Source organism: Flexibacter flexilis DSM 6793, from assembly GCF_900112255.1.
Lineage (GTDB): Bacteria > Bacteroidota > Bacteroidia > Cytophagales > Flexibacteraceae > Flexibacter > Flexibacter flexilis.
This window is the reverse complement of record NZ_FOLE01000003.1, coordinates 67,642-90,878: the sequence shown is the minus strand read 5'-3', so window position 1 is coordinate 90,878 and position 23,237 is coordinate 67,642. Positions and strand designations below refer to the sequence as shown.

General features: G+C 40.5%; 21 protein-coding genes. 15 read left to right on the top strand and 6 right to left on the bottom strand.

The window, feature by feature from the left end:
- The first annotated feature begins 87 nt into the window (after nt 1-87).
- Complete coding sequence (uvrA, locus tag BM090_RS06810) at nt 88-2,937, top strand: excinuclease ABC subunit UvrA (RefSeq protein ID WP_091510293.1); 2,850 nt, start codon at nt 88-90, stop codon at nt 2,935-2,937.
- A gap of 83 nt (nt 2,938-3,020) precedes the next feature.
- Here the strand turns inward: uvrA and BM090_RS06805 are convergent, their stop codons facing one another.
- From BM090_RS06805 to BM090_RS06780, 6 genes are all read right to left on the bottom strand, one after another.
- On the bottom strand, nt 3,021-4,304 hold the full coding sequence (locus tag BM090_RS06805; protein ID WP_394333471.1) for an asparagine synthetase B: 1,284 nt from the start codon (nt 4,302-4,304) through the stop codon (nt 3,021-3,023).
- Nucleotides 4,305-4,559: 255 nt separating this feature from the next.
- Complete coding sequence (locus tag BM090_RS06800) at nt 4,560-6,497, bottom strand: KUP/HAK/KT family potassium transporter (RefSeq protein ID WP_091509750.1); 1,938 nt, start codon at nt 6,495-6,497, stop codon at nt 4,560-4,562.
- 203 nt (nt 6,498-6,700) lie between these two features.
- Nucleotides 6,701-7,381, bottom strand: coding sequence for a carboxypeptidase-like regulatory domain-containing protein (locus tag BM090_RS06795; RefSeq protein ID WP_143083900.1), 681 nt, complete (start codon nt 7,379-7,381; stop codon nt 6,701-6,703).
- Between the two features lie 143 nt (nt 7,382-7,524).
- A complete protein-coding gene (locus BM090_RS06790) occupies nt 7,525-8,448 on the bottom strand; it encodes a hypothetical protein (RefSeq protein WP_091509744.1) in 924 nt (307 codons plus the stop codon).
- Nucleotides 8,449-8,462: 14 nt separating this feature from the next.
- Nucleotides 8,463-8,837, bottom strand: coding sequence for a DUF3127 domain-containing protein (locus BM090_RS06785; protein WP_091509740.1), 375 nt, complete (start codon nt 8,835-8,837; stop codon nt 8,463-8,465).
- Nucleotides 8,838-8,864: 27 nt separating this feature from the next.
- On the bottom strand, nt 8,865-9,563 hold the full coding sequence (locus BM090_RS06780) for a YceI family protein (protein ID WP_091509737.1): 699 nt from the start codon (nt 9,561-9,563) through the stop codon (nt 8,865-8,867).
- Nucleotides 9,564-9,865: 302 nt separating this feature from the next.
- On the opposite strand from BM090_RS06780, the gene BM090_RS06775 reads away from it, so the two are divergent.
- The 14 genes from BM090_RS06775 to BM090_RS06710 all read left to right on the top strand — a co-directional run bounded on the left by BM090_RS06775 (nt 9,866) and on the right by BM090_RS06710 (nt 23,209).
- Nucleotides 9,866-10,894: a DHH family phosphoesterase gene (locus BM090_RS06775; protein ID WP_091509734.1), complete on the top strand. Its 1,029-nt coding sequence runs from the start codon at nt 9,866-9,868 to the stop codon at nt 10,892-10,894.
- 21 nt (nt 10,895-10,915) lie between these two features.
- Nucleotides 10,916-11,749, top strand: a complete 834-nt coding sequence (locus BM090_RS06770) for a phosphatidate cytidylyltransferase (protein WP_091509730.1) — start codon at nt 10,916-10,918, stop codon at nt 11,747-11,749.
- A gap of 48 nt (nt 11,750-11,797) precedes the next feature.
- Nucleotides 11,798-12,244, top strand: a complete 447-nt coding sequence (locus BM090_RS06765) for a PaaI family thioesterase (RefSeq protein ID WP_091509727.1) — start codon at nt 11,798-11,800, stop codon at nt 12,242-12,244.
- Between the two features lie 106 nt (nt 12,245-12,350).
- A complete protein-coding gene (locus tag BM090_RS06760) occupies nt 12,351-12,926 on the top strand; it encodes an RNA polymerase sigma factor (protein WP_091509724.1) in 576 nt (191 codons plus the stop codon).
- A 117-nt stretch (nt 12,927-13,043) separates the two neighbouring features.
- Nucleotides 13,044-14,156 carry a S1 family peptidase gene (locus tag BM090_RS06755; protein WP_091509721.1) on the top strand — a complete coding sequence of 371 codons (1,113 nt, stop codon included), beginning with the start codon at nt 13,044-13,046 and terminating at the stop codon, nt 14,154-14,156.
- Between the two features lie 166 nt (nt 14,157-14,322).
- Complete coding sequence (locus BM090_RS06750) at nt 14,323-15,318, top strand: sensor histidine kinase (RefSeq protein ID WP_091509718.1); 996 nt, start codon at nt 14,323-14,325, stop codon at nt 15,316-15,318.
- Nucleotides 15,315-16,085 carry a LytR/AlgR family response regulator transcription factor gene (locus BM090_RS06745; protein WP_091509714.1) on the top strand — a complete coding sequence of 257 codons (771 nt, stop codon included), beginning with the start codon at nt 15,315-15,317 and terminating at the stop codon, nt 16,083-16,085. The genes BM090_RS06750 and BM090_RS06745 overlap by 4 nt, the downstream gene beginning before the upstream one ends.
- A 195-nt stretch (nt 16,086-16,280) precedes the next feature.
- Nucleotides 16,281-16,655: a DUF2147 domain-containing protein gene (locus BM090_RS06740; protein ID WP_177199856.1), complete on the top strand. Its 375-nt coding sequence runs from the start codon at nt 16,281-16,283 to the stop codon at nt 16,653-16,655.
- 15 nt (nt 16,656-16,670) lie between these two features.
- Nucleotides 16,671-18,017: a TolC family protein gene (locus BM090_RS06735; protein WP_091509707.1), complete on the top strand. Its 1,347-nt coding sequence runs from the start codon at nt 16,671-16,673 to the stop codon at nt 18,015-18,017.
- A gap of 1 nt (nt 18,018) precedes the next feature.
- Nucleotides 18,019-19,122 carry an efflux RND transporter periplasmic adaptor subunit gene (locus tag BM090_RS06730; RefSeq protein ID WP_091509703.1) on the top strand — a complete coding sequence of 368 codons (1,104 nt, stop codon included), beginning with the start codon at nt 18,019-18,021 and terminating at the stop codon, nt 19,120-19,122.
- Nucleotides 19,122-20,366 (top strand): ABC transporter permease, encoded by a 1,245-nt coding sequence (locus BM090_RS06725; RefSeq protein ID WP_091509700.1) that lies wholly within the window; start codon nt 19,122-19,124, stop codon nt 20,364-20,366. The genes BM090_RS06730 and BM090_RS06725 overlap by 1 nt, the downstream gene beginning before the upstream one ends.
- A 14-nt stretch (nt 20,367-20,380) precedes the next feature.
- The gene (locus BM090_RS06720) at nt 20,381-21,061 is read left to right on the top strand and encodes an ABC transporter ATP-binding protein (protein ID WP_091509697.1); all 681 of its coding nucleotides are present in this window, start codon (nt 20,381-20,383) and stop codon (nt 21,059-21,061) included.
- 1 nt (nt 21,062) lies between these two features.
- Nucleotides 21,063-22,316 (top strand): hypothetical protein, encoded by a 1,254-nt coding sequence (locus BM090_RS06715; protein WP_091509694.1) that lies wholly within the window; start codon nt 21,063-21,065, stop codon nt 22,314-22,316.
- Nucleotides 22,313-23,209, top strand: a complete 897-nt coding sequence (locus tag BM090_RS06710; protein WP_091509692.1) for a DUF6268 family outer membrane beta-barrel protein — start codon at nt 22,313-22,315, stop codon at nt 23,207-23,209. Before BM090_RS06715 ends, BM090_RS06710 begins: the two co-directional genes overlap by 4 nt.
- Nucleotides 23,210-23,237: the final 28 nt, after the last annotated feature.

Here is a 23,237-nt window from a genome sequence, read left to right as displayed (position 1 = left end):
TCCAATCACAGCCCGAAACCCTTTATCTTTGTTTTTGGTTGTCTTGGTTTTGGGCAACTTTCATTTTACAACGAAAATCTACGTTTCATGTCAGCAGAAAATTCCGTTATCAACACCGACAACACAGGTTTTGAGCAAATCGAAGTGTTTGGCGCACGCGAACATAATCTCAAAAATATAAGTGTCAATATTCCTCGTAATCAATTAGTTGTAGTTACGGGCGTGAGTGGTAGCGGCAAATCTTCCCTTACTTTCGACACGATTTATGCCGAAGGCCAACGCCGCTACATGGAAAGTTTTTCGGCTTATGCGCGGGCTTTCATTGGCGGAATGGAGCGGCCAGACGTGGACAAAATCAATGGGTTGAGTCCTGTCATTTCCATCGAACAAAAAACTACGTCCCGCAATCCGCGTTCCACCGTCGGCACTACCACCGAAATATACGATTTCATGCGTTTGCTCTACGCACGCACCGCCGAAGCCTTTTCTTACGTGACGGGCGAGAAAATGGAGAAGCAATCCGCCGACCAAATCGTAGATATTTTGCTGCAAAAATACGATGGCAAGCCGCTTTCCGTGCTCGCGCCTGTAGTGAAAGGCCGCAAAGGTCATTACCGCGAAGACTTTGTACAGATTCGCAAAATGGGTTTCAATAAAGTGCGCGTGGACGGCGAAATCGTTGAGATTGAACCAAAAATGCAGCTCGACCGCTACAAAACCCACGACATCGAAATCGTGATAGACCGCTTACCGATTCGCGACACCGACCGTTATCGACTTTCGCAGTCCGTAAATGCCGCCCTCAAACACGGCAAAGGCCTGATGATGGTTGCGGGAGCTGATGGCCAAACGCAAATGTTTTCCCAAACGCTCATGTGTCCCACGTCGGGCATCGCCTACGACGAACCCGCGCCCAATACTTTTTCTTTCAATTCCCCTTACGGAGCTTGCCCGACCTGCAAAGGCTTGGGCGTAATTCAGGAAATTACCGAAGAAAGCGTAATGCCCGACAAGAGTTTGAGCATCGCGCAAGGCGGCATCGCGCCACTGGGCGAGTACCGCGACGTTTGGATTTTCAAGAAACTGGAGGCCATTCTTAAAGGCCATAAAGTAAGCCTAAGCACGCCGCTCAACAAATTGAGCCAAGAAGTGCTCCAAATAATTTTGCATGGTTCGGAAGAATCCATTGAAGTGGCTTCGGTCAAATACCCTGGCACAGAATGGAATACACGTTTTGAAGGTATTATTAATTATCTCAAAAACTTTCAGGATAGCGGCTCAGACAAAATGCAAGAATGGGTGGATGAATTTGTACAGACGACCACTTGCCCCGACTGCAATGGCCTGCGCCTCAAAAAAGAATCCTTGCATTTTAAGATAGATAATAAAAATATTGCGGAGCTTACCTTCTTGGACATCAAGCAATTATATACTTGGTTTGAGCACTTGGAAGACCGCCTCAACGACCGCCAACGCCTCATTGCTGCCGAAGTGCTCAAAGAGATTCGGAAGCGTATTCAATTCCTGCTCGATGTGGGACTGGATTATTTGCACCTGAACCGCCCCATGCAGACGCTTAGCGGCGGTGAAGCGCAACGCATTCGTTTGGCTACCCAAATCGGGACGCAATTGGTGGGTGTGTTGTATATTCTCGATGAGCCAAGCATCGGGCTACATCAGCGCGACAACGTAAAATTGATTGCTTCGCTCAAACAATTGCGCGACATCGGCAACACGGTTTTGGTGGTGGAGCACGACAAAGACATGATGTTGGAATCTGACTTTATCCTCGACATCGGGCCGGGAGCAGGCCGACACGGTGGCCACGTAGTCGCGCAAGGCAATCCCGCTTCTTTTCTGGAACAAAACAGTCTTACGGCGCAATACCTCAAAGGCACGGCACGCATCGCCGTTCCCGACAAACGCCGCGACGGAAACGGCAAATTTCTTACGCTCAAAGGCGCGACAGGCAACAACCTCAAAAATGTAACGCTTAACATTCCTTTGGGTAAAATGACTTGCATCACGGGCGTGAGTGGTAGCGGCAAATCCTCACTGATTCACAATACGTTATTCCCGATTCTGAACAAACATTTCTTTAGAGCCAAGAAAGAACCGTTGCCATTTGAGGCCATCGAAGGGCTGGAACATATTGATAAAGTAATTGAAGTGGACCAGTCGCCAATTGGCCGCACACCGCGTTCTAATCCAGCTACTTATACGGGGGTTTTCTCAGAAATCAGGTCGCTGTTTACGCAATTGCCTGAAGCCAAAATCAGAGGTTACAAACCTGGCCGTTTTTCGTTTAATGTGAAGGGCGGACGTTGCGAAACCTGCGAAGGTAACGGGATGCGCGTGATTGAAATGGAGTTTTTGCCCGACGTACACGTTCCGTGCGAAACCTGCAAAGGCAAACGCTACAACCGCGAAACCCTCGAAGTGCGTTTCAAAGGCAAATCCATTGCTGATGTGCTGGACATGACCGTTGAGCAAGCCGTTGAGTTTTTTGAATACCAGCCCGCCATTACGCGCAAAATCAAAACGCTAAACGATGTGGGGCTGAATTATATCACCATCGGCCAACACGCCACGACGTTGAGCGGCGGCGAGGCGCAACGTGTAAAACTGGCTACCGAACTTTCCAAAAAAGATACGGGCAAAACCTTGTACATTCTCGACGAACCAACCACAGGCCTACATTTTGCCGATATTCAGCATTTGCTTGACGTACTCAACAAGCTCACCGACAAAGGAAACACGGTACTAATTATCGAGCATAATTTGGATGTAATCAAAATGGCCGACCACATCATCGACATTGGTTTGGAAGGTGGCGCAGGTGGCGGCGAAATTGTCTGCGAAGGCACGCCCGAACAAGTTGCCAAAAACAAACGCAGCTATACGGCCAAGTTCCTAAAAATGGAGTTGGAGGCGTAATCTTTTCCGTTACGATTATTATTCCTCCTAAAAACAAAAGCAAGCCTTGTGAGCTGGGGCTTGCTTTTGTGCATTTACAAATCTTAGGTTTTTTGCTTTTTCTTTTTGGCAGCAGGGAAAAGTATGTTATTGAGAATAAGTCGATAACCTGCCGAATTGGGGTGCAAATTCAGGTCGGTTGGCTCTTCGCCCACGCGGTGTTCGTAGTCTTCGGGGTCGTGGCCGCCGTAAAACGTCCAAGTACCTTTGCCATACGTGCCGTGCATATAGCGTACTTCGTTGATGGATTTGGTTTCGCCCATTATCACTACGTCCGATTTTATCATCCGATTTTTAAACGCTGTCGTCTGTCCCATAAAACCTTTGATAGTGGTCAGGTGATTTTGGGTGAGCATGGTCGGGATTGGATCCCATTTGGCCGAAAATTGAAACAGTGTAAAAAAGTCGTTGTTTTCGCCCAAACCGCGCTCAATCGGATTGTCGTCGATGTCCGAATATTCGTACGTGTAGGGATTGGTTACGAGTTTAAAATCTTTGAAAGCAAATGTTTTGGAATAATCCAGTTTGCTGTTGGCGCGTGGGTCTTGGCCGTCGCCATCGAACATCACATCACAAATGTCCACGCCTTCGGCAGCCAAGGCAATATCATAAGTATCTGTGGCCGAACACATCGCAAACATAAATCCGCCACCCGCACAGAAATCACGGATTTTTTTCACGACAGCCAATTTGAGTTGCGAAACTTTAGAGAAACCATAACGCGCGGCGACGGCTTCGTATTCGCGGACTTGCTCTCTGTACCAAGGCGCATTGTGAAAAGACGCGTAAAACTTGCCATATTGTCCCGTAAAATCCTCATGGTGAAGGTGCAACCAATCGTATTTAGGCAATTTTTCTTGCATTAGTTCATCGTCAAATACCACGTCGTAAGGGATTTCTGCGTAGGTCATTACCAGCGTAACGGCATCGTCCCAAGGCTGTTTGCTTTTGGGCGAATAAACGGCCACTTTGGGAGCTTTCTCCAAGTGCATTACGTCCATGTTGGCATCTGGGGCAGCAATTTGTGATAAAATTTGTCCTGCTTGTGCATCAGAAATCACTTCGTAACTCACGCCACGCACCACCAATTCATTTTCGTAAGATACCGAATGTTTGAACATAAAACTTCCGCCACGATAGTTGAGCAACCAATCGGCTTCTCCTCCTTTCTGCAAAACCCAGTACGTAATGCCATAGGCTTTGAGGTGGTTGGCTTGCGCCTCGTCCATGGGGATAAGCAAAGACGAAGCCCACGCGGTCGGCTGCACCACCAACGCGCACAGCATTCCCAACAAAATATTCCGAATCCATTGGCTTGTTTTTCTCATAATTCCAATCTGTGTTTTTGTCTCAGCCACGCTTTGTTTATGTTCTCTAACGCAAATCGCGCGGCTACAATTGCCTAACAAAAATCGCGCAAAAAATAGTCGAATATGTTTTATCTGACAAATATACAAATTGTGAAGGGAATAAGCCGAAAAGAAACAAGAATCCATTGAGCAAAAACCCAAAACATTGCGCAACAAAAATCCCAGCCTTCGGCGGAAGACTGGGACGTAAATTTATTTTACAAGAAAAAAACCTTAACGAACACGACGCAACTCGCAACGATTCGTTGGGTTAATCACCAAAGGCATTTTTTCGATTTTCACGGCGTTGGCATCAAGTCCAAACCACTGGCGTTCGGTGGTCGTGAAGCGTTTGATAAAGAAATAAACCCCCATAATCGCTTTTTCGTACACTGGCAAATCGTTTTCGTAAGATAAAAATTTGTTGAGTACCACAAATCTAAAATCACCGATTACGTTGCCGCCGCGCAAAGACTCGTAGCGACTCATAATGTCCACTTCCTTGTTTTTCACCATGTCTTCAATTACTTTTTTGAAGAACATCCCGATACGTTGTTCCACCCTAAAACCTAAGGTAAAATTGATGCGTACCACGTCGTCGGGCGAAAGCACATCTACTTTATAATCCATCGTATATGGGTCGTCGGTAATGTCCACGTGAATAAACCAATAAATATCAGCTCGTTTGGGGCGTTGGCGGAATATCGAATAAATAATCTTGGATTCGACTTCTCGCGGGTTATTGGCACTGGTCATATATACCAAGTGCGTCGCGTATTTGGGAACACTGGTATCCACGCTTAGCTCGCGGATTTGCGGAATATATTCGTCAAGATTATTGTATTCTGTAAGTCGGCTCTTGATTTCGTTGGCCTCTTTCCATACCCACATAATAGCAATCAGCAGCACACTAATCATCAAAGACACATAACCGCCGTGCATGAATTTCACCAAATTAGCGGTCAGGAAGGAAAGCTCAATGCTCAGATATAACACAAATACCACCGCAATAATCCATTTGGACACACGACGCATATACAAATATGCCGCCAGCAAAATAGTAGTCATGAGCATGGTAATCGTAATGGCCAAGCCGTAAGCCGCTTCCATGGCTGAAGATTCTTTGAAATACCAAACCACCAAAATACAGCCAACCCACAACAAAATATTGATACTTGGCACGTAAAGTTGTCCGCGTACATTAGACGGATAAACCAAACGAACTTTTGGCCAGAAATTCAAACGAACAGCCTCACTAATCAGCGTATAAGAACCCGAAATCAAGGCTTGACTGGCAATAATAGCCGCCATCGTAGCGATAGCAATACCTGCAATCAAGAACCAATCGGGCATTACGCCATAAAACGGATTGATTTCGAGAGGTTGCCCTACGTGGTTGAGCAAATAAGCACCTTGTCCGAAGTAATTTACTAACAAACAGGTTTTTACAAAAGTCCAACTCACACGCACGTTGTCGCGGCCACAGTGCCCCATGTCCGAGTACAAAGCCTCTGCCCCCGTCGTACACAAGAATACCGAACCCAAAATCCAGAAACCACCATTAGAGCTGGTCAGCATTTGGTAAGCGTAATATGGGTTGAGTGCGGCCAAAATTTTGGGATTATCCACAATGTTATAACCACCCAAAATAGCCAACATCGAAAACCATATAAACATAAACGGCCCAAACGTTCTGCCCACTACACCCGTCCCGAAGATTTGGAAGGCAAACAAAAACGTAAGGATTGCCAATACAATCGGCACAGTATTTATTTCTGGATAAATAATCCGCAAGCCCTCAATAGCCGAAGAAACCGAAATGGGTGGCGTAATAATTCCGTCGGCCAATAGCGTACTACCACCGATAATGGCAAAAGCCGTCATCCATTTGAAATGGCGACGCACCAACGCGTACAAAGACAAGATCCCTCCTTCGCCGTTGTTGTCGGCCTGTAAGGTCAGAATAACGTATTTAAGGGTCGTTTGTAGTGTCAGCGTCCAGAAAATACAAGATAATCCGCCATAAACGAGGGTTTCGTTAATCGCTTCTTTGCCAATAATGGCGTTCATTACGTACAGAGGAGATGTTCCAATATCTCCATAAATAATACCTAAGGCTATAAGCACACCAATTGGCGTGGCTTTTCCGTGTATTTCGTGTTTATCTTCCATCGTAATTTTAAAGACTAAGAATTTGATTAATAGTCTTTTATGTTAAAAATGTGTTGTGTGATTGATTTTAAATAAAAGGAATATTTAGTTAGAGTTTGTGTGTCGCAATGTTAATAAAAATTCCAAATATCTATCTAAACAAAAATAAGTGATGTAAAAGCCATTTTTTAGCCTTTACATCACTTATTATGAGCAACGTAATATTACTCGTCGTCTTTCCATTCTTTGCGTTTGAGATCGCCCCGCTTCACCGATTCTATGAATCTTGCCCAAGCAAATGGATTAAGCAGTTGGTTGGTTGGGGAAAAGCGTGCATTCTCTATTTTACTAACTTGTTGGTTCATAAAATAAGTATGGTTCATCGCGCCATTCATTGGCATTTCGTAACGCATACGTGCTAAAGTATTTTCGTCTAAGTTGCGGCGCATGTGTTCCATGTCAGATTCGGGCAACTTGAGCGAAAGAAAAGCATCTTTAAAATCTTTTTCGGTAGCAAACGGAAATACCTCTACCACAGGCAATTGTGTCGTATCTGCTTGCATATAAATCACCACCGAAACGCTTTGACGTTCGTCGTTTGGCACTACATACCATTGTCTTTTGAAGCCTACGGAGCTAATTACGGCACTATCGCCCGCCAACGTCGGAATAGAAAAATAACCGTAAGCATTCGTACTTACGCCTCTGCCCGCTTTGGGAATGTAAAAGTGAACTCCTGGCAAACCCACCGAATTTTCACCAGTTACCACCAAACCAGACACTTGTACGATGCGTTTGGCAGGTTGGGGCTGCCCCGTTGCTGTTTTTGGCTGCGCTATGGCATAGCCACCAACAAGCAAAAATAAGCCACAAAAAAAAGTTATATGCTTAAAAATCAGATTCATATATAGTTTGTGTGTAAAATGTAACAAAACAAAGTGCTGTGTTTCTGGCCAAATATACAACGCTATGGCATCTGTGAAACGTTTTACGCCTATTTTTATTTTGAAATGGGCATTTTTCAGTTTCAAATAGACTATGCTGTTCTTCAAAAATTCCAGATTTTATATTTAAAAAGTCTATAAATAGATGATTTTCCGCCAAATGTTTGATAAAAATGTGCCAAACTTGGTATCATACTCCCTTCAAAATCAAAAATATGCGGCTTATTTGCAAAGCGTTGTAGTGCTGTATCTATAATCTTGGTGATTGCTCCTGTATTTTTGGCCATCGCCGAAGCTCCCGAAAAAATGAGTGTAACATAAGGCTTATCTATCCAAAATACTGCACCTGCCAATACTTCTTGTTTAGGATTTTGGGCAACTAGCAAAATCGCTTGCCCCCGTTCATGCGCCTGCCGAAACAATGAAGCCAACATCGCATATTCTCGCCATGTTACGTCTTCTATTTGCTTGCCTTTTTCATTTATAAAAATCTCTATAACAGATTCTATATCAATACTTTCACGAACTTCCAAACGTTCTGCTTTCCGCAAATCGCGGCGGCGGTTTTGGTTGTACACAGCTCGCAGAGTCTCGTAAGACTCATTCAGGTCTATTTGGTATGTTACGCATTCTTCAATACGTGTAAATTCTTTACCGACAACCTCATTTTTTTGATTAAAGCAATATTGCACCAGCCAAAACTTGCGGCGCAACAATTGGGGGGCTTGAGATAATAGCCAATTTTGTGCGGCCTCATTTGTGCCAAAAACGCCCAACTGTTGGGTAAAAAATGGTTGATAAGTATAACTAATACCCCATTTTTTACCCAAAGCTACAGGCAATACCGCCACATATTTTTGTGCAATTTCACACACAAAAGCTCCCCATTTTTTTTGGGTAACACAGTCCAGATACCAATCAAAAGCGTATATGAGTCGCTGGGACGAGTTGCTAATACAGTCGTTCCAAGCCGTGCGATTGAGTTGGTCGCTGGTATAAAATTTTATGTCAAATTCGTGGTGCTGCACAAAAAATAAGCGTTTTAGAACGGCAAATTATCGTCTGGAAGATTGTCAGGAATTTCGTTGAAATACGGTGCATCGGGTGGCGTGTTGGCATTTCCGTAACCTTGTGCCGCAGGTTTTTCAATGCGCCACGCGTCCAAGTTCGTGAAATACAAAGTTTCGCCTGTTTTCGATTGAAACGGCTTGCCTTTTAGGCTGAACGAGACTTCTACTTCTTCGCCAACGGATACGCTATCTATCAGCGCACATTTATCGTTAATTAACTGAAATTTAGGATATTCCGAGTAATTACCTTCTGTAATTTCCAACACAAATTCACGCTTACGAAATTTCTCGCTCACTTGCTGTACGTCTTGCTTCACGTACATTTTTCCTTTGATTTTAAAAGACATAAAAAAATATTAAAAGAATAAATAATCTTAGTTTTTTCGCTGGCCTTTCACTACAAAATGAATGAGCACATCTTCGCGTAACATTTTATCACCCAAAGACTTATCAGTTCCATAGCGCAAGCCCCAAAGCATACGATTCATGTTAAAACGCGCTTCGGCCTGCATCGAATTTTTGGTAGTGGTCAATTTCACTGGAAAACTCACCGCTTTTACCGAATCGTTGAGCGTGAGATTCAACACCATGTTATGCGTCGGATTTTCGGTAATTGCCTCATTCTCGTGCATGGATTGCGAAATAGCCGAAAACGGCGCAACCGATACAATATCCACCGTTGCAAACGGGTGTTTGGTGCTATTGAAGAAATCCGCCGAAAGCAAATGTTTGCGCAATTTGTCGGCTTCCGCGCCCTCCATATTATTGATGGCCAACGAGTTAATATCTATTGTAAACGTTCCGCCTACTACGTTATCGTGTTCTACGGCCAACTTGCCCACTTTGAGCCTAAACGTACCCGAATGACTCCCACCAACTTTTTTATGTCCCGTCCATTCCACTACACTACTAAGTGTGTCAATGCCATATTCGGCGGCGGAAGTATCTGCCTTAGCAACGGGTTGCGCCTTACCTGTAACAGCATCGGGGGCATTTTCTTTGGACGAACAAGCAGCCAAGCAAGCCAACACGCCGACTGTCAGGAATGATTTGATTACGTTTTGCTTTTTCATTTTATTGATTTACAGGCCATTATTAAATAAAAATACGACCATTCGGAGGGCAAAGCTATATAAAATTTCAGGGATTTGGCAGTGCGCACATTGCTAAGATTGAACCTAACAGCATTTTTTGAGTGTAATAATTTTATTAAAAACGACACAACTACTTAATTTTCAGTAAATTATTTCTCAAAAAGCAACTATAAAAATCACAGGCTGACCGCATTCAGACCTACAAGTTTATTTTTGTATTAAATTTGCTGGCTTAATCGCCTCAAAACGAACAAAAAAGATTTTATCAATCAACAATATTCATGCAAAATCTCGACGAATTTAAGAGCCTGTTGGCCTCCCCAAAAAAGATAGTGATTACCACGCACCACAAGCCCGATGCCGATGCGCTGGGTTCGTCTTTGGGTTGGGCTGGCTACTTGCAACAACTTGGCCATCAGGTAAATGTAATTACGCCGTCGGATTATCCGCGCTTTCTGAACTGGATGAGTGGCGAGTCTGACGTAATCAATTACGAAGGTCACGAGGCACAATCTGCCCAACTTATCGCCGATGCCGATTTGGTTTGTTGCCTTGATTTTTCGGCACTTTCGCGCATCAACGAAATGGGCGAGTTGGTTAGAGCTTCCAAAGCCCGCAAGCTGTTGATAGACCATCATCTTTCGCCCGAAGATTTTGCCGATTTTGTTTTTTGGGATACCAAAGCCGCCGCAACCGCCGAATTGGTGTACGATTTAATCGTGTTGTTGGGCGACAAAGCACTAATTACCATACCAATGGCCGAATGTCTGTACGCTGGCATTATGACCGATACGGGTTCGTTCCGCCATTCGTCCACCACCAAAAAAGTACACGAAGTGGTTTCCGAACTCATCGAATTGGGTATTGTGCCTTCGCGCATTCATAAACTCATTTACGATAATCACACCGAGCAGCGTTTGCGCTTTTTGGGCTACGCGCTTTCCGAAAAACTACGCGTTTTACCAGAATATGGCGTGGCGTATTTTGCCATTACCAGAGACGAACTCAAACGTTTTGATTCGCAAACTGGTGATACTGAAGGGCTTGTAAATTACGCGCTTTCCATCGAAGGTATCGTAATGGGTGTGCTGATGATAGACCGCAGCGAAATGGTCAAAATTTCGTTTAGGTCGGTGGGCGATTTTTCGGTAAATGCTTTTGCCCGCGAACATTTCGACGGTGGCGGCCACAAAAACGCCGCAGGTGGCAAATCGCACCTGAGTTTGGACGAAACCGAACAAAAACTTTTAGCTTTGTTGCCGCAGTACCGCGAGCAATTGCTGGCCTGCAACAACGAATCAAGCTATTAACCTTTTATCTATCAGAATTTTATGCAATCTCCTCTAAGCCGTATGTCCAATCTGGGACAGCGTGTCGTGGCAGGTATCATTGGCGGTGCGCTAATGGTCGGCGGCATTTGTTTTAGCGAATGGACATACTTTTTGCTTTTCGGAGCAATATTATTTTTTGCCCAAAAAGAATTTTATAAACTCTCCATTGGCGACGGACACGCCCCACTTACCAACTTGGGCGGCGTGATTGGCTTGCTACTTTTTGGCTTTACGTTCTTTCAGCAAAAAAATTTAATCCCTGCCCAATGGCTCGTATTGCTACCCGTGTTGTTGGGTTTAGTTTTTTTAGTTAAACTATATCACATTGAAAATAAGCCGTTTACCAATGTGGCCTATACTTTCATGGGAATTATTTATGTGGCAATGCCGTTTTCTATGATGAATGTGGCGGCTTTCTCGCAAGGCAACGGCTATAGTTTTCATGTGGTAATGGGAACAATGTTACTGCTGTGGTCGAGCGATTCGGGTGCCTATTTTGCGGGTAGCAAGTTTGGTAAAACACGCCTTTTCGAGCGCATTTCTCCCAAAAAATCGTGGGAAGGCTTCGCGGGCGGTATGGCTTTGGCCTTAGTGGTGGCTTATGTGCTTTCGCTGTTTTTTACGGATTTGGTGCTTTGGAAATGGCTCGTTATTGCCTGCGTGATGGTGTGCGTGGGAACGTATGGCGATTTGGTGGAATCTATGCTCAAACGCAGCATTGCCATCAAAGATTCGGGTGACATTATCCCTGGGCATGGCGGCTTCCTTGACCGCTTCGACGGCCTGCTATTGGCTGCGCCTGTGGTGGCAGCATTTTTGACTTTAGTTAAATAGATTTTTTATAAAAATCTTATTTTCAATAAATTACAATCTTTACAAGCGATGATAAAAGCACTTAACCCTGACTTTAAGGCGGCGGTAGAAGCCAAATTAGGAGGCCAACATTTTATGCACTTGTTCGGCTTCAAACTTACCACCATCGAAGAAGGGCGTACAGAAGGTTGGTTGGATATTAACAAAAACCACCAACAAAATATTGGCTTTTTGCATGGCGGTTTGGTGGCTACGATGGCCGACATCGTGGCGGGTTTTGCGGCTTCTACGCTTGTGCCAGCCAATTATCATGTTGTTACGGGGGAAATAAAAATTTCGTATCTTAACCCCGGTATCGGCCAAAAAGCGCACGCGATTGGCTGGGTACTCAAGCAAGGCCGCCGTATGCACTTCTGCGAGGCAGAAGTTTGGTGCATCAATAATGGCGAACGCAAAATGGTGGCCAAAGCCTCTGCTACAATGGTAGTCATTCCGCCGCAAGGCGAAACAAAATAGGCTTTAATTGATGTAATATTGGCCTTACCAATAAAAAAATTAGTTTTTTGAGTATGGAGGGGGTTACTACTGCCCCCTTTTTTTATTAAGACCGAGATTCTGTCCGATGAGCAAAGGAAAAACACTTTCAGAAGAAGAGGCTCTTTTTGGGTTGCGTACCAACGACAGTGCCGTAATGAGCCGCCTTTACAAGTTGCATTATCCGATGATACTCAACTTCGTGGTGAGCAATAGCGGAACAGAGCTGGAAGCGAAAGATATTTATCAGGAAGCCTTTATTATTCTATACGAAAGCCTCAACGATAGTTCTTTCAAACTCAATTGCCAGATAAAAACGTATTTGTATTCGGTGTGCAGAAGGCTATGGCTCAAGCGTTTGTATTACAAAAATCGCTTTGAAGGCCGCCTCACGGATTTTGAGCCGTACATCGCATTGCCCGAAGCCGAAACCAAAACCGCCGACGAACAAGAACTAATGTTCGGGCAAATGGAAAAGGCACTGGTAAAATTGGGTGAGCCGTGTCGCACGATTTTGGAAGATTTCTACATTCATGGCCTAAATATGCAGCAGATAGCCCAAAAAATGGGTTATACCAATGCCGAAAATGCCAAGAATCAGAAATATAAGTGCCTGAATCGCTTGCGCAAAATAGCCGAGTCGCTGATGCCCTCAGACGACTAAGGTACACAGACTTATAAATTTTGTTGTGAAATAAAATTTGGCCAATGCTTGGCCGTTTTGTCTATAAATTACGGAAATAGTTTGCCGCTATTTCTTCATATAAAACAGATTGGTAACATGGTTGATATAGAACAAATAGAAGACTACTTAGCAGGCAATTTGCAGGGGCAAAGTTTGCAACAGTTTGAGGCACAGCTTCAAACCGACCCTCTTTTTGCGGCGCGAGTAGCTCAACACCAAAAACTTTTGCAAGGTTTTCGGACGCTCAAAAGCCGCAGCGCACTGAAAATGCAACTCGACACATTTCATACGGAAATGGAAGCCGAAGGCAAAGTACCACGTCTGCGCCGCATCTACTCACTCCAAACTTGGGTAAACAGACATTACCCGACAATGGCCGTAGCTGCTTCCGTTGCGCTGATTACGGTATTTAGTACCATTTTCACGATGCAGCACACCGAAAAGGTAGAAACCAAACATCAGAGCCATTACCAATACCTCAAACGCGAGGTGGACAGGCTCAAACAAGGCCAACAGGCTTTGGCCAACGATATTGTTTCGGAAAATAATAACAATGTGCCAGCCACAAAACCAACCCAAAATTTGCTCAAATACGGCGGTACGGGTTTTGCCATTAGTGCAGATGGTTATGTAGTAACGAATTACCATTTGGTAAGCCGCGCCGACTCCATCATTATTGAGCAAAAAGCCAAACAAGAAAAACGCTTTAAAGCCAAAATGGTGTACGGCGACAAAGAACATGATTTGGCGTTGCTGAAAATTATAAGCCCTTCGTTTGAAGGCTTTGGTACGTTGCCTTATACGCTGGGCAGCAAGTCCGCAGAACTGGGCGAAGACATTTTTACGCTGGCCTATCCGCGCGAAGAAATGGTGTACGGCGAAGGAAGTATCAGTGCTTATTCGGGTTATGAAGGCGATACAAATGCGTATCAAGTATCAGTTCCCGTAAACCCTGGTAACAGTGGCGGCCCGTTATTCGACAAAAAAGGAAATGTAATCGGGGTAATTTCGGGCAAACAAACCGACGCGGAAGGCGTGGCATTTGCTCAAAAAACTGAAAACATCCGTCGTATGTTGGCAGCCATTCCGAAAGACTCGCTCGAAAAAAATGGCATTGTATTGGCTAAAAATAACAAATTGCGTTATTTAGACCGCACCGCCCAACTTCGTAAGATCCAAGATTTTGTCTTTCACGTAAAAGTATATTAAGTGATAATTGATTTGATAATAAAAAAACCTCTACATACATCGTGTAGAGGTTTTTTGCTTTTGATGGAAACAAACACAAGTATTAATTTGGTTGTTTTAGCATTCGTTTTGCCCGTTTGTATCGTCAAAAGATGCAGGCGGTTTTGTTTATAGCTATTTTTGTGCTGTGAAAAAACAGCATATCATTTTAGGTTTCTTTATCTCATTTGGACTTTCTTGTATCACAGCCTTTCCACACATCATACGTTTAGGAAAGATGTCGATTGATATCGAATTTATTGCCAAACATGTTACGTTTAATTTACTTGTGGCTTTTTCGTGCTGGCTAGCACAAACATATTTGCTACATCGCCGACTACACAGCAATATTCTGACAGGAATACTGGCTGTTGGTGTTGGAATTATATTATTTTTCTTATACGATTATGCGTTGCAAGACCTTGTAAATGTGGTTATTCAATCAGGTGAAATAAGTTTGTGGCAAAGAGAGCTAATTATCTTATTCAGAGGTCTTTTATCTAGCGGATTTACTTATTTTATTCTCTATTATTTATATATTTTGGAGGAAAAACAGCGTCATGTACTTGAAATAGCCGAACTAAAGCAAGCTCAATTAGAAGCGAATATTTCTTCACTAAAAGAGCAATTAAGCCCACATTTTTTGTTTAATACACTCAATACATTAAGCATACTGACCAAAGAAAAAGAGGTAAAAAACTATGTATTAGAACTATCCAATGTGTATCGGTATGTACTTAAATATAAAGAAAAAGATGTAGCAACTATCGAGCAAGAAATTGAATTTATTCGTTCTTATTTTTATATCATCAAAGCGCGATTTCATGACGCGATTCAAATTAATATTTCCATAGATAAAGACTTATTAAAAACCAAAATATTACCGTTCAGCCTGCAACTTTTAGTAGAAAATTCCATAAAACATAATATAGCCTCTAGCCAGAGGCAGTTACACATTTATATTTTCAATGAAGAAAATAAATACCTTGTTATTGAAAATAATTTTCAACCAAAAAAATCGCTTCATGCTTCCACTGGTATCGGGCTAGACAATATAATGAAACGTTATCAATTCTTTTTCAAAAAAGAGATTGAAATCATTAAAAAATCAGATAAATTCATTGTAAAATTACCGATAATATGAAAAACATATTAATTATTGAAGACGAAATAAATGCAGCAAGTGAGGTAGCAAACATGTTGCAAGAAATTGATGACGAAATTATTATATTAAAAATAATTGACTCGGTAGAATCGGCAATAGATTGGTTTGGCAATAACCCGCCACCCGATTTAATATTTTCGGATATTCAACTCTCTGATGGTCTATCATTCGAAATATTTGATAAAGTAATTATCAATAGTCCCATCGTATTTTGTACGGCTTTTGATGAATATATGATGAACGCTTTTGATACAAATGCGATTAGTTATTTATTAAAACCAGTGAGCGAGGATATGCTATTAAAAGCACTCAATAAATTCAAGCAATTGCAATCTTCTTTTGAAAAAAAAACGTACCAATCCAAAGTATATGGTTTATTAAATCAAATAAAGCCTAGTTATAAAAAAACAATTCTTATCAATCAAAAAGATAAAATTATACCATTAGCAACCAAAGAAATAGCTTTTTTTTGTTTGGATAGAAGTATTATTCATATCGTTACGCACACTAATCAGAAATTTTTCACAACAAATACACTCGATGAGATAGAAAAATCTTTAGAGCCTGATACTTTTTATCGGGCTAATAGACAGTTTATTATTAATAAGAATTACATCAATAGTATTGAGCGATTTTTTGCACGGAAATTAGTAATAAAACTTATCGTAAATACACCAGAACCTGTTGTAATTAGTAAGGCCAAATCTTCTGAGTTTTTAGAATGGTTAGAAGGCAATACTTTATAGTGCATATACATTTCATTTGTTTATTCAAAAAGCCATAATCTCAATAGGTTATGGCTTTTTTTATTTCATTAAAGCACTATAATGCCAGTTTGAATATCAATAATGCCCGTTTCGGTAAGCATTTTAAAAATTAAAATATTTACACAACTACCTTTGTATCATATTATTATTACTAACTCAACAAATTCAGAAAAAATGAAAACATTAATTTACATGACCATTTTGATGGTTAACTTTTGGTTTACGGCCAATGCACACATTGCCACGGCCAACCCTGATACGATACTGGGCAAATGGCAAAATGATGATGGAAGAATAATTGAATTTACTAAAAATCAAACTGCTTATGACGCATTTATTGTAGATGCTCCCGATAAAAAACTAATTAGAGCAAAGCAAATTTCAGGCCTTGTATTTGATGGTAACCAATATAATAATGGAACATTATATCTTATCAAAAAACAAAAAAAAGTAAGTTGTTACGCAAAAATAATAAATGATAATATATTGGTTATTACTGCAAATAACAACTATTTCTCTAAGTCTCAAACTTGGCACAAAGTGCAATAACATAACATTAAATATATGTTTAGTTTTTTAATGATACGCAGTACTTTGCATATTACAATATGTGGTATATTAACAATATTTGTACTTATATCACCATCAAAGGCACAAAAAAACATATCTTCAGTAGAAGATTTGTGGAAATATGCTAATGATAATAACATACAAATAAAAACTGCTTTTAATGAAAAATATGCCGCTGAATACACAAAAAAACAGGCATATTCTAAATTATTTCCTAGCATTTATCTGAGTGGTAGTATGACAGATAATATTACTATTCAACCTACATTAGTTCCTGCTACTTTATTTAATTCGGCGGCTAATCCTGAAAATTATACAGAAGTAAAATTTGGTAAAAGGTATAATTATAATGGAAATATTTCAGCACAATGGGAGATATTTAACGCTAATAATTTATACAATATCAAATATGCTTCCATATCTAGAAATATTGGAAATACGAATATAAAGCAACAAAAAAAATATATTTATACTCAAATTTCTTCTGGTTATATTACCGCTATTATGTTAGAAGAAAAGAGTAAAATATTTATTCAAAATATGTATAACTATCAAGAGTTATACAAAATTAGCCAGAACCAATATGCACAAGGAACTATAAGTGAAATTACACTTAATAATGTTTTGATTACGCAACAAAAAATAGAAAATAGTTTCAATTTAATATCATATCAAAAAATAGAAAACTATCATAATTTGAAAGTCTTACTCAATACGGAAGATTCTATTATTATACCGCTACAATTTCTTCATTACAGCCTTGATAGCACTTCTCAATATAGCCCAAAAGCACAGCCTGAAGAACTAATTTCGGAGCAACAATATTTGATGCAACATACACAGTTACAAGGTGCTAAGGCTGCATTTTATCCAACAGTATCTATCAATTATCAATATACCAATCAGATAGTTGAAAATGATTTGTTGGCGTTTAGTAATACCAACAAAATCCCACAACAATTCTGGAATATAAAAATGTCTATTCCCGTTTTTCAGGGCAATAGTCGCAGATATGAAATTCAAAAAAATAAAGTGTTGGAGCAAAGCAAATGGCAAATGTATGAGGCCGTCCAAAAACAACAAAAACTTTATTTTAAAAGTAATTATGCTGCGTATCGTAGTGCGATTCAGGCGTTTAGAAGTAGCCAGCAAATAATGGCTTTAGCGCAAAAAAATGATACACACGCGCAGCAAAAACTTCAGGAAGGTATCATTGCGCTAGATGAGCGTCTTCGATATTACAATGATTTGCTTCTGTATCAGGCCGACTATATAGAAGCACTACAAAACCTTCTTATACAGGAAGTTAACTTAAAAATACAACAACAAAATTTTGACTAAAATGAAAATTATATATTGGTTCTTCCCCATTATTTTGCTCTTGAGTACGGCCTGTTCCAAGAAAAAACAACAGCTTGTTTCCCCGACATTTGCACCAATTACAGAAGCGATTTTCGCTTCTGGCTACTTGGAAGCCAAAAACCAATTTCAATTAACAGCACTCAATGATGGTATTTTGCTCGGCGCGGAAGTGCAAGAGGGGCAAGTAGTAAACACTGGTCAGCTTTTGTTTTGGCAAGACAATTCGTTGGCTGCACTCGACCAAAAAACTGCTCAAAATAATTTGACCGTAGCACGCGCACAAGCTCAAAGCAACTCGGCAACGCTACTGCAACTAAAAGCTCAATTAACTTTTGCCCAACAAAAAAAAGAGTTGGACTCGATACAACTCAAAAAAATTCAAAATCTTTTTGTAACAAAATCTGTATCTAAACTAGATTTGGACAATGCGCAACTTGCTTACGATAACGCCATTAGCAGCCTACAACAACTTGAAAACAATATAAAAAATACAAAACTATTGCTCAATCAAGCATTACAAAATAGCCAAACTCAAAAGCAAATTGCAGACACAAAGTCTGATTATTTTTATACAAAATCAACAGGTAACTATAAGGTTTATAGTATATTAAAGGAAAAAGGTGAGTTTGTTCGCAAAGGGGAAGTATTGGCCATTTTAGGAAATGTAGATGAGTTTGTGGTTGTATTGAATGTGGACGAAGCCAGTATCAAAAAAATACAAGAAAGACAAATCGTTCTTTTAGAATTAAATACCGAAAAGGGTAATGCTTATCCCGCCACTATTTCTAAAATATATCCATTTTTTGACCAAGCAACGCAAAGCTATAAAGTAGAGGCCATCTTTGATTCTTTGCCCAAAACACTCATCAATGGCACGCTGCTACAAGCCAACATTATCGTTGCGGAGAAAGATTCTACATTGCTCATTCCCAGAGCCTGCTTACTACCAAACGGCAAAATAGTAATTGCAAAGGATGGAAATGAACAAGACACACTCCAAATCCGTACGGGAATCGTCTCGACCGAATGGGTAGAAGTATTGAGCGGAGTTAATATTATGGACAGATTAGTCAAAATTTACTAATGAACTGGAGTATTAATACAGAAATCGCGCTTACTTATCTAATCGCACGCCCCAAGCAGACAATTGTGGCGGCTTTGGGAGTTACCTTCGGGATTGGAATGTATATTTTTATGAATTCGCTCATTACGGGAACTAACAACTGGTCTGAAAAAATCATGTTGAACAGTACACCACATTTGCGAATACACAAAGATAATTCACTGGTTACCAATGAGATGATGAATCAGTATTTGGGGCTAAAACACATCAATATTATTAGTAATCCGCAGTTTGCTTACTCTGATAATCGCATCACAAATCCCGACAAATTGCTATCTTATCTCAAAGCCAATCCGCAGGTAATCGCCATCAGCAAGCAAGTATTCGCCAATGTTATTTATACGCATGGAAATGTGGCGGAAAACGGGAATTTGCAAGGTGTCAATATCTTAGAGCAAGACAAAATGTTTGACATTAGCTCTACCATGCAAATAGGGAGAGTCAAAGATTTGGCCAACAATCCCAATGCCGTGATTATTGGCATTGGTTTGGCCGAAAAATTAAATCTAAAAGTCGGTGATTATTTGGGCGTAACGGCTGGCAATTCCGTATTCAAACGCTTAGAAGTTGTAGGCATTTTCAAAACAACCATTAAGGCCGTTGATAATGCCAAATGTTATACCAATATCGCTACGATTCAGCAACTGCTGCGCCGCGACCGCACCTATATCACCGACATTTTTATTAATATCAAAAATCATACAAAAACGGCTTATATTGCCTCAATAATTGAACAAAATACAGGCTATAATGTAGAAACTTGGCAGCAAAATAACGAGCAATCATTAGCAGGAAAAATGATTCGGGATATTATTGCCAATGCCGTTGTTGTTACGATTCTTTTGGTCGCAGGATTCGGAATTTATAATATTTTAAATATGGTTATTTATGAAAAAATAAAAGAAATAGCCATTCTAAAAGCAACAGGATTTCAGGGTAATCATGTAATAGAAATATTCATCAAACAAGCCATTATGATTGGTTTTATTGGTTCTTTTTCGGGCGCAATACTCGGATATACTATTTCTTTTATGGTTTCAAAAATATATATTGGAGTAGGAAGTATTACATACTTACCCGTTACTTTTTTAATAAAACACTACATACAAGGTATTATTTTTGGTTTACTTACTACTTTTTTTGCGGGTTATATTCCTGCTATTCGTGCTTCAAAAATAGATCCAGTTCAAATTATTAGAGGGTAATAAAATACATAATTATGAACAGTATTGCACTAAAAGCAGAAAATATTAACAAATATTTTTCTACTACAGAAAATGAAAAATTTCAAGTATTAAAAGATGTCTCTTTTCAGGTAAATAAAGGAGAGTTTGCTTCGATTATTGGCAAGTCTGGTTGTGGAAAATCAACACTTTTGTATATACTTTCTACAATGGATACTGATTATGAAGGGTTTTTATATTTGAATGAACAACGAGTAACAGGGAATAGTCAAAATAAATTAGCGGCTTTTCGTAACGAGTATTTAGGTTTTGTTTTTCAATTTCATTACTTATTACCCGATTTTACTTGCCTAAAAAATGTAATGATTCCAGCATTACGTTTACAAAAAAAAACAAGAGAAGAGATAGAATATAATGCCTATGAAAAATTAAAAATATTGGGTTTGGAAGAGCAGGCTTTAAAATCCGCTTCAAGAATTTCGGGTGGCCAACAACAAAGAGTTGCCATTGCACGTGCATTAATTAATGAACCAGCCATTATTATGGGCGATGAGCCAACGGGGAATTTAGATACCAAAAATACAGCCATTGTATTTGATATTTTCAAGCAACTTTCCTCTGAATTTCAAAAAACAATTATTACCGTAACGCACGATAATGATTTTGCCAATAAAAGTGATAGAATTATAGAAATGTCTGACGGAAAAATAATCTAAAATGAGCACTAAATATCTGTTTATTTTCTTGATAATTATTTCTTTAAATACCGCTAATGCGCAAGTAAATAGGGTATTTGTCTATAATGGAAAAGAAATTTCATTTCTGGCGCAAAATAATCGAATATCGAACAGTTTTACATTTCATGGAATGTCTGTTTTTATTATAGTAGCGGCGCAAGGAACAAATCTGAATGATGTTTATCTGAATGACTCACTAAGGTTGCAAAAAGTGCGAGGGATCAAAGATTACACGTGTTTTTATTATATCAGCGATACGGTTATCAATAATGTGAATTTCACGCGTTTTTGGTCTAATTTCATCGACTACAATTATCAACGTGATAATTTTAACAGAAATAATATCAGCTTAATATGGCAATCGGACAAAGATATTGCCTGTGATACGATTGGGCGAGTGGCGAATATGTTTATAAATATAAGTATCTATAAATCAGACCATAAAATTACAGAATGTGATTATTCGTTTATTCGGCCTTATATCTCTGCGCGTCACACATGGCAAGCACGTAATTATATTAACCCACTCAGGGCATACGAAGCAGCGAGCATGGTATCAGTGATGAACGAAAAGTTACATACCCGAGAAATTGACTCTTTTCCGTGTCGGCGGCAAATATTTATAGATTTTACGATAGGTTATCAACATATCAACAAAGGAGTTCGTAGTCAATTTGACGAAGAAACACTGGTTGATTTCGCTAAAATCAGAATGTTATGGCAATTAGAAACGGGATATTTTATGTCTTCTCGGCTTGGAGCAATGGCGCATTTTGGGTTTATATATTCTGGTAAGAAAAAAGAAATCAATCGAATAGGCCGAGATAGTACAACAGGAAAGTTGGCGATTAGTGGCTCTGGCTATGCTGGTGCAATGTTGCGCTATGGCTTGGGTCTAAGAGGTGTAGTTTACTCCCAAAAAGAGCTCAATCTTTATGCCGATATAGAGGCGGGTCGTACTTATGCGGTAGCAGGAGGCGGACAAGCGGATATTACATTAGGGGGCGGAGGCAACCAAACCAAAAATATTACCACCAAAAAACAACGAGGATATTATTATGGGGGTGCTATTACTGCTGCCTACGCAGTCAGTCCGCTAGTCCGACTAATCGGCAATACCCAATACTACCTATCTCCTCTACCCACCGAGATGGGTTCAGTTCGTGCTTTTACTGGCTTCTCAATTAATGTTGGGCTCGCTTTCAATTTTTCAATTTTTCAGAAACGCCCATGAAAAAAATAATCATAAGTCTTTCGCTCGTCGGATTATACGTTGATATCAGTGCCCAAGAACGTGATTTTGCGAGCATTCAACATAGTTTTTCTGCATTAAAATACAATGATACCACCGCCAACACGCGCCAAACAGATATAAAAATCCGCTTTCCTGTGTGGCATAAGAACAAAAACGCCGTGATTGTTGGAGCTAGTTATAAGTATCTGAAATTAAACAAGATGCCTTCTGTTTTTGGAGAAAATCTGCACGGAATAAGCCTGCCACTTTTCGGTCAAATGGCACTTTCGGCCAGAACAACATTGGTTGTGTTTGGGCAAGCTGGTTTTTTCTTGCCAACTAACCGTGCGATATGTTCCGACGATTTTCGGTATGGGGCGGGGTTTCGATTACGATTTCAGCATTCCGCACATTTTGCCACAGGCTGGGGACTTGGATATGGGCATCAGTTCTTTGGTCACCAAATTGTTCCTTTTATCGAAATAGACTATCGGCCAATGGGTAGCCGATGGAGTATTACGGGACAGTTCCCCATCAAACCCAAAGTGTTGTATCGTATCAATACTCGCTGGAGGGTAGGACTAGAACTTTCGGGCGAAGCGGCTAGTTTCAGGCTCGCCAACAAAAATTATTCTCTACAACAAAATCAATGGATAGCCTCCGCCAAATGGGAATATAAACTCTCTGCACGGCTGCTGCTCAGTGGCGGCGTTGGCAAAAATATGCGCCAAACCTACAAATTATACCAAAACCCAAACCCTGACGCTTGGACAATTATTACGTTTCCTGTCGGCCAAAAAAGCGAATCTATCCGACGCATAGACGGCAAACAATTATTTGCGCATATTTCGCTTTCATTTGGTATGCCCAATAGCTCTCAATCAACCAAATAGAAAACAAAAGATATCGCCCAACTGCTCC

Excerpts from the sequence above, each read along its gene's own strand:
- BM090_RS06785 (WP_091509740.1), bottom strand. The coding sequence starts at position 8,837 with ATGTCTTTTAAAATCAAAGGAAAAATGTACGTGAAGCAAGACGTACAG.
- BM090_RS06805 (WP_394333471.1), bottom strand. The coding sequence starts at position 4,304 with ATGAGAAAAACAAGCCAATGGATTCGGAATATTTTGTTGGGAATGCTG.
- uvrA (WP_091510293.1), top strand. The coding sequence starts at position 88 with ATGTCAGCAGAAAATTCCGTTATCAACACCGACAACACAGGTTTTGAG.
- BM090_RS06775 (WP_091509734.1), top strand. The coding sequence starts at position 9,866 with ATGCAAAATCTCGACGAATTTAAGAGCCTGTTGGCCTCCCCAAAAAAG.
- BM090_RS06720 (WP_091509697.1), top strand. The coding sequence starts at position 20,381 with ATGAACAGTATTGCACTAAAAGCAGAAAATATTAACAAATATTTTTCT.
- BM090_RS06715 (WP_091509694.1), top strand. The coding sequence starts at position 21,063 with ATGAGCACTAAATATCTGTTTATTTTCTTGATAATTATTTCTTTAAAT.
- BM090_RS06770 (WP_091509730.1), top strand. The coding sequence starts at position 10,916 with ATGCAATCTCCTCTAAGCCGTATGTCCAATCTGGGACAGCGTGTCGTG.
- BM090_RS06755 (WP_091509721.1), top strand. The coding sequence starts at position 13,044 with ATGGTTGATATAGAACAAATAGAAGACTACTTAGCAGGCAATTTGCAG.
- BM090_RS06735 (WP_091509707.1), top strand. The coding sequence starts at position 16,671 with ATGTTTAGTTTTTTAATGATACGCAGTACTTTGCATATTACAATATGT.
- BM090_RS06780 (WP_091509737.1), bottom strand. The coding sequence starts at position 9,563 with ATGAAAAAGCAAAACGTAATCAAATCATTCCTGACAGTCGGCGTGTTG.
- BM090_RS06760 (WP_091509724.1), top strand. The coding sequence starts at position 12,351 with ATGAGCAAAGGAAAAACACTTTCAGAAGAAGAGGCTCTTTTTGGGTTG.
- BM090_RS06740 (WP_177199856.1), top strand. The coding sequence starts at position 16,281 with ATGAAAACATTAATTTACATGACCATTTTGATGGTTAACTTTTGGTTT.
- BM090_RS06765 (WP_091509727.1), top strand. The coding sequence starts at position 11,798 with ATGATAAAAGCACTTAACCCTGACTTTAAGGCGGCGGTAGAAGCCAAA.
- BM090_RS06725 (WP_091509700.1), top strand. The coding sequence starts at position 19,122 with ATGAACTGGAGTATTAATACAGAAATCGCGCTTACTTATCTAATCGCA.
- BM090_RS06745 (WP_091509714.1), top strand. The coding sequence starts at position 15,315 with ATGAAAAACATATTAATTATTGAAGACGAAATAAATGCAGCAAGTGAG.
- BM090_RS06730 (WP_091509703.1), top strand. The coding sequence starts at position 18,019 with ATGAAAATTATATATTGGTTCTTCCCCATTATTTTGCTCTTGAGTACG.
- BM090_RS06710 (WP_091509692.1), top strand. The coding sequence starts at position 22,313 with ATGAAAAAAATAATCATAAGTCTTTCGCTCGTCGGATTATACGTTGAT.
- BM090_RS06800 (WP_091509750.1), bottom strand. The coding sequence starts at position 6,497 with ATGGAAGATAAACACGAAATACACGGAAAAGCCACGCCAATTGGTGTG.
- BM090_RS06795 (WP_143083900.1), bottom strand. The coding sequence starts at position 7,381 with ATGAATCTGATTTTTAAGCATATAACTTTTTTTTGTGGCTTATTTTTG.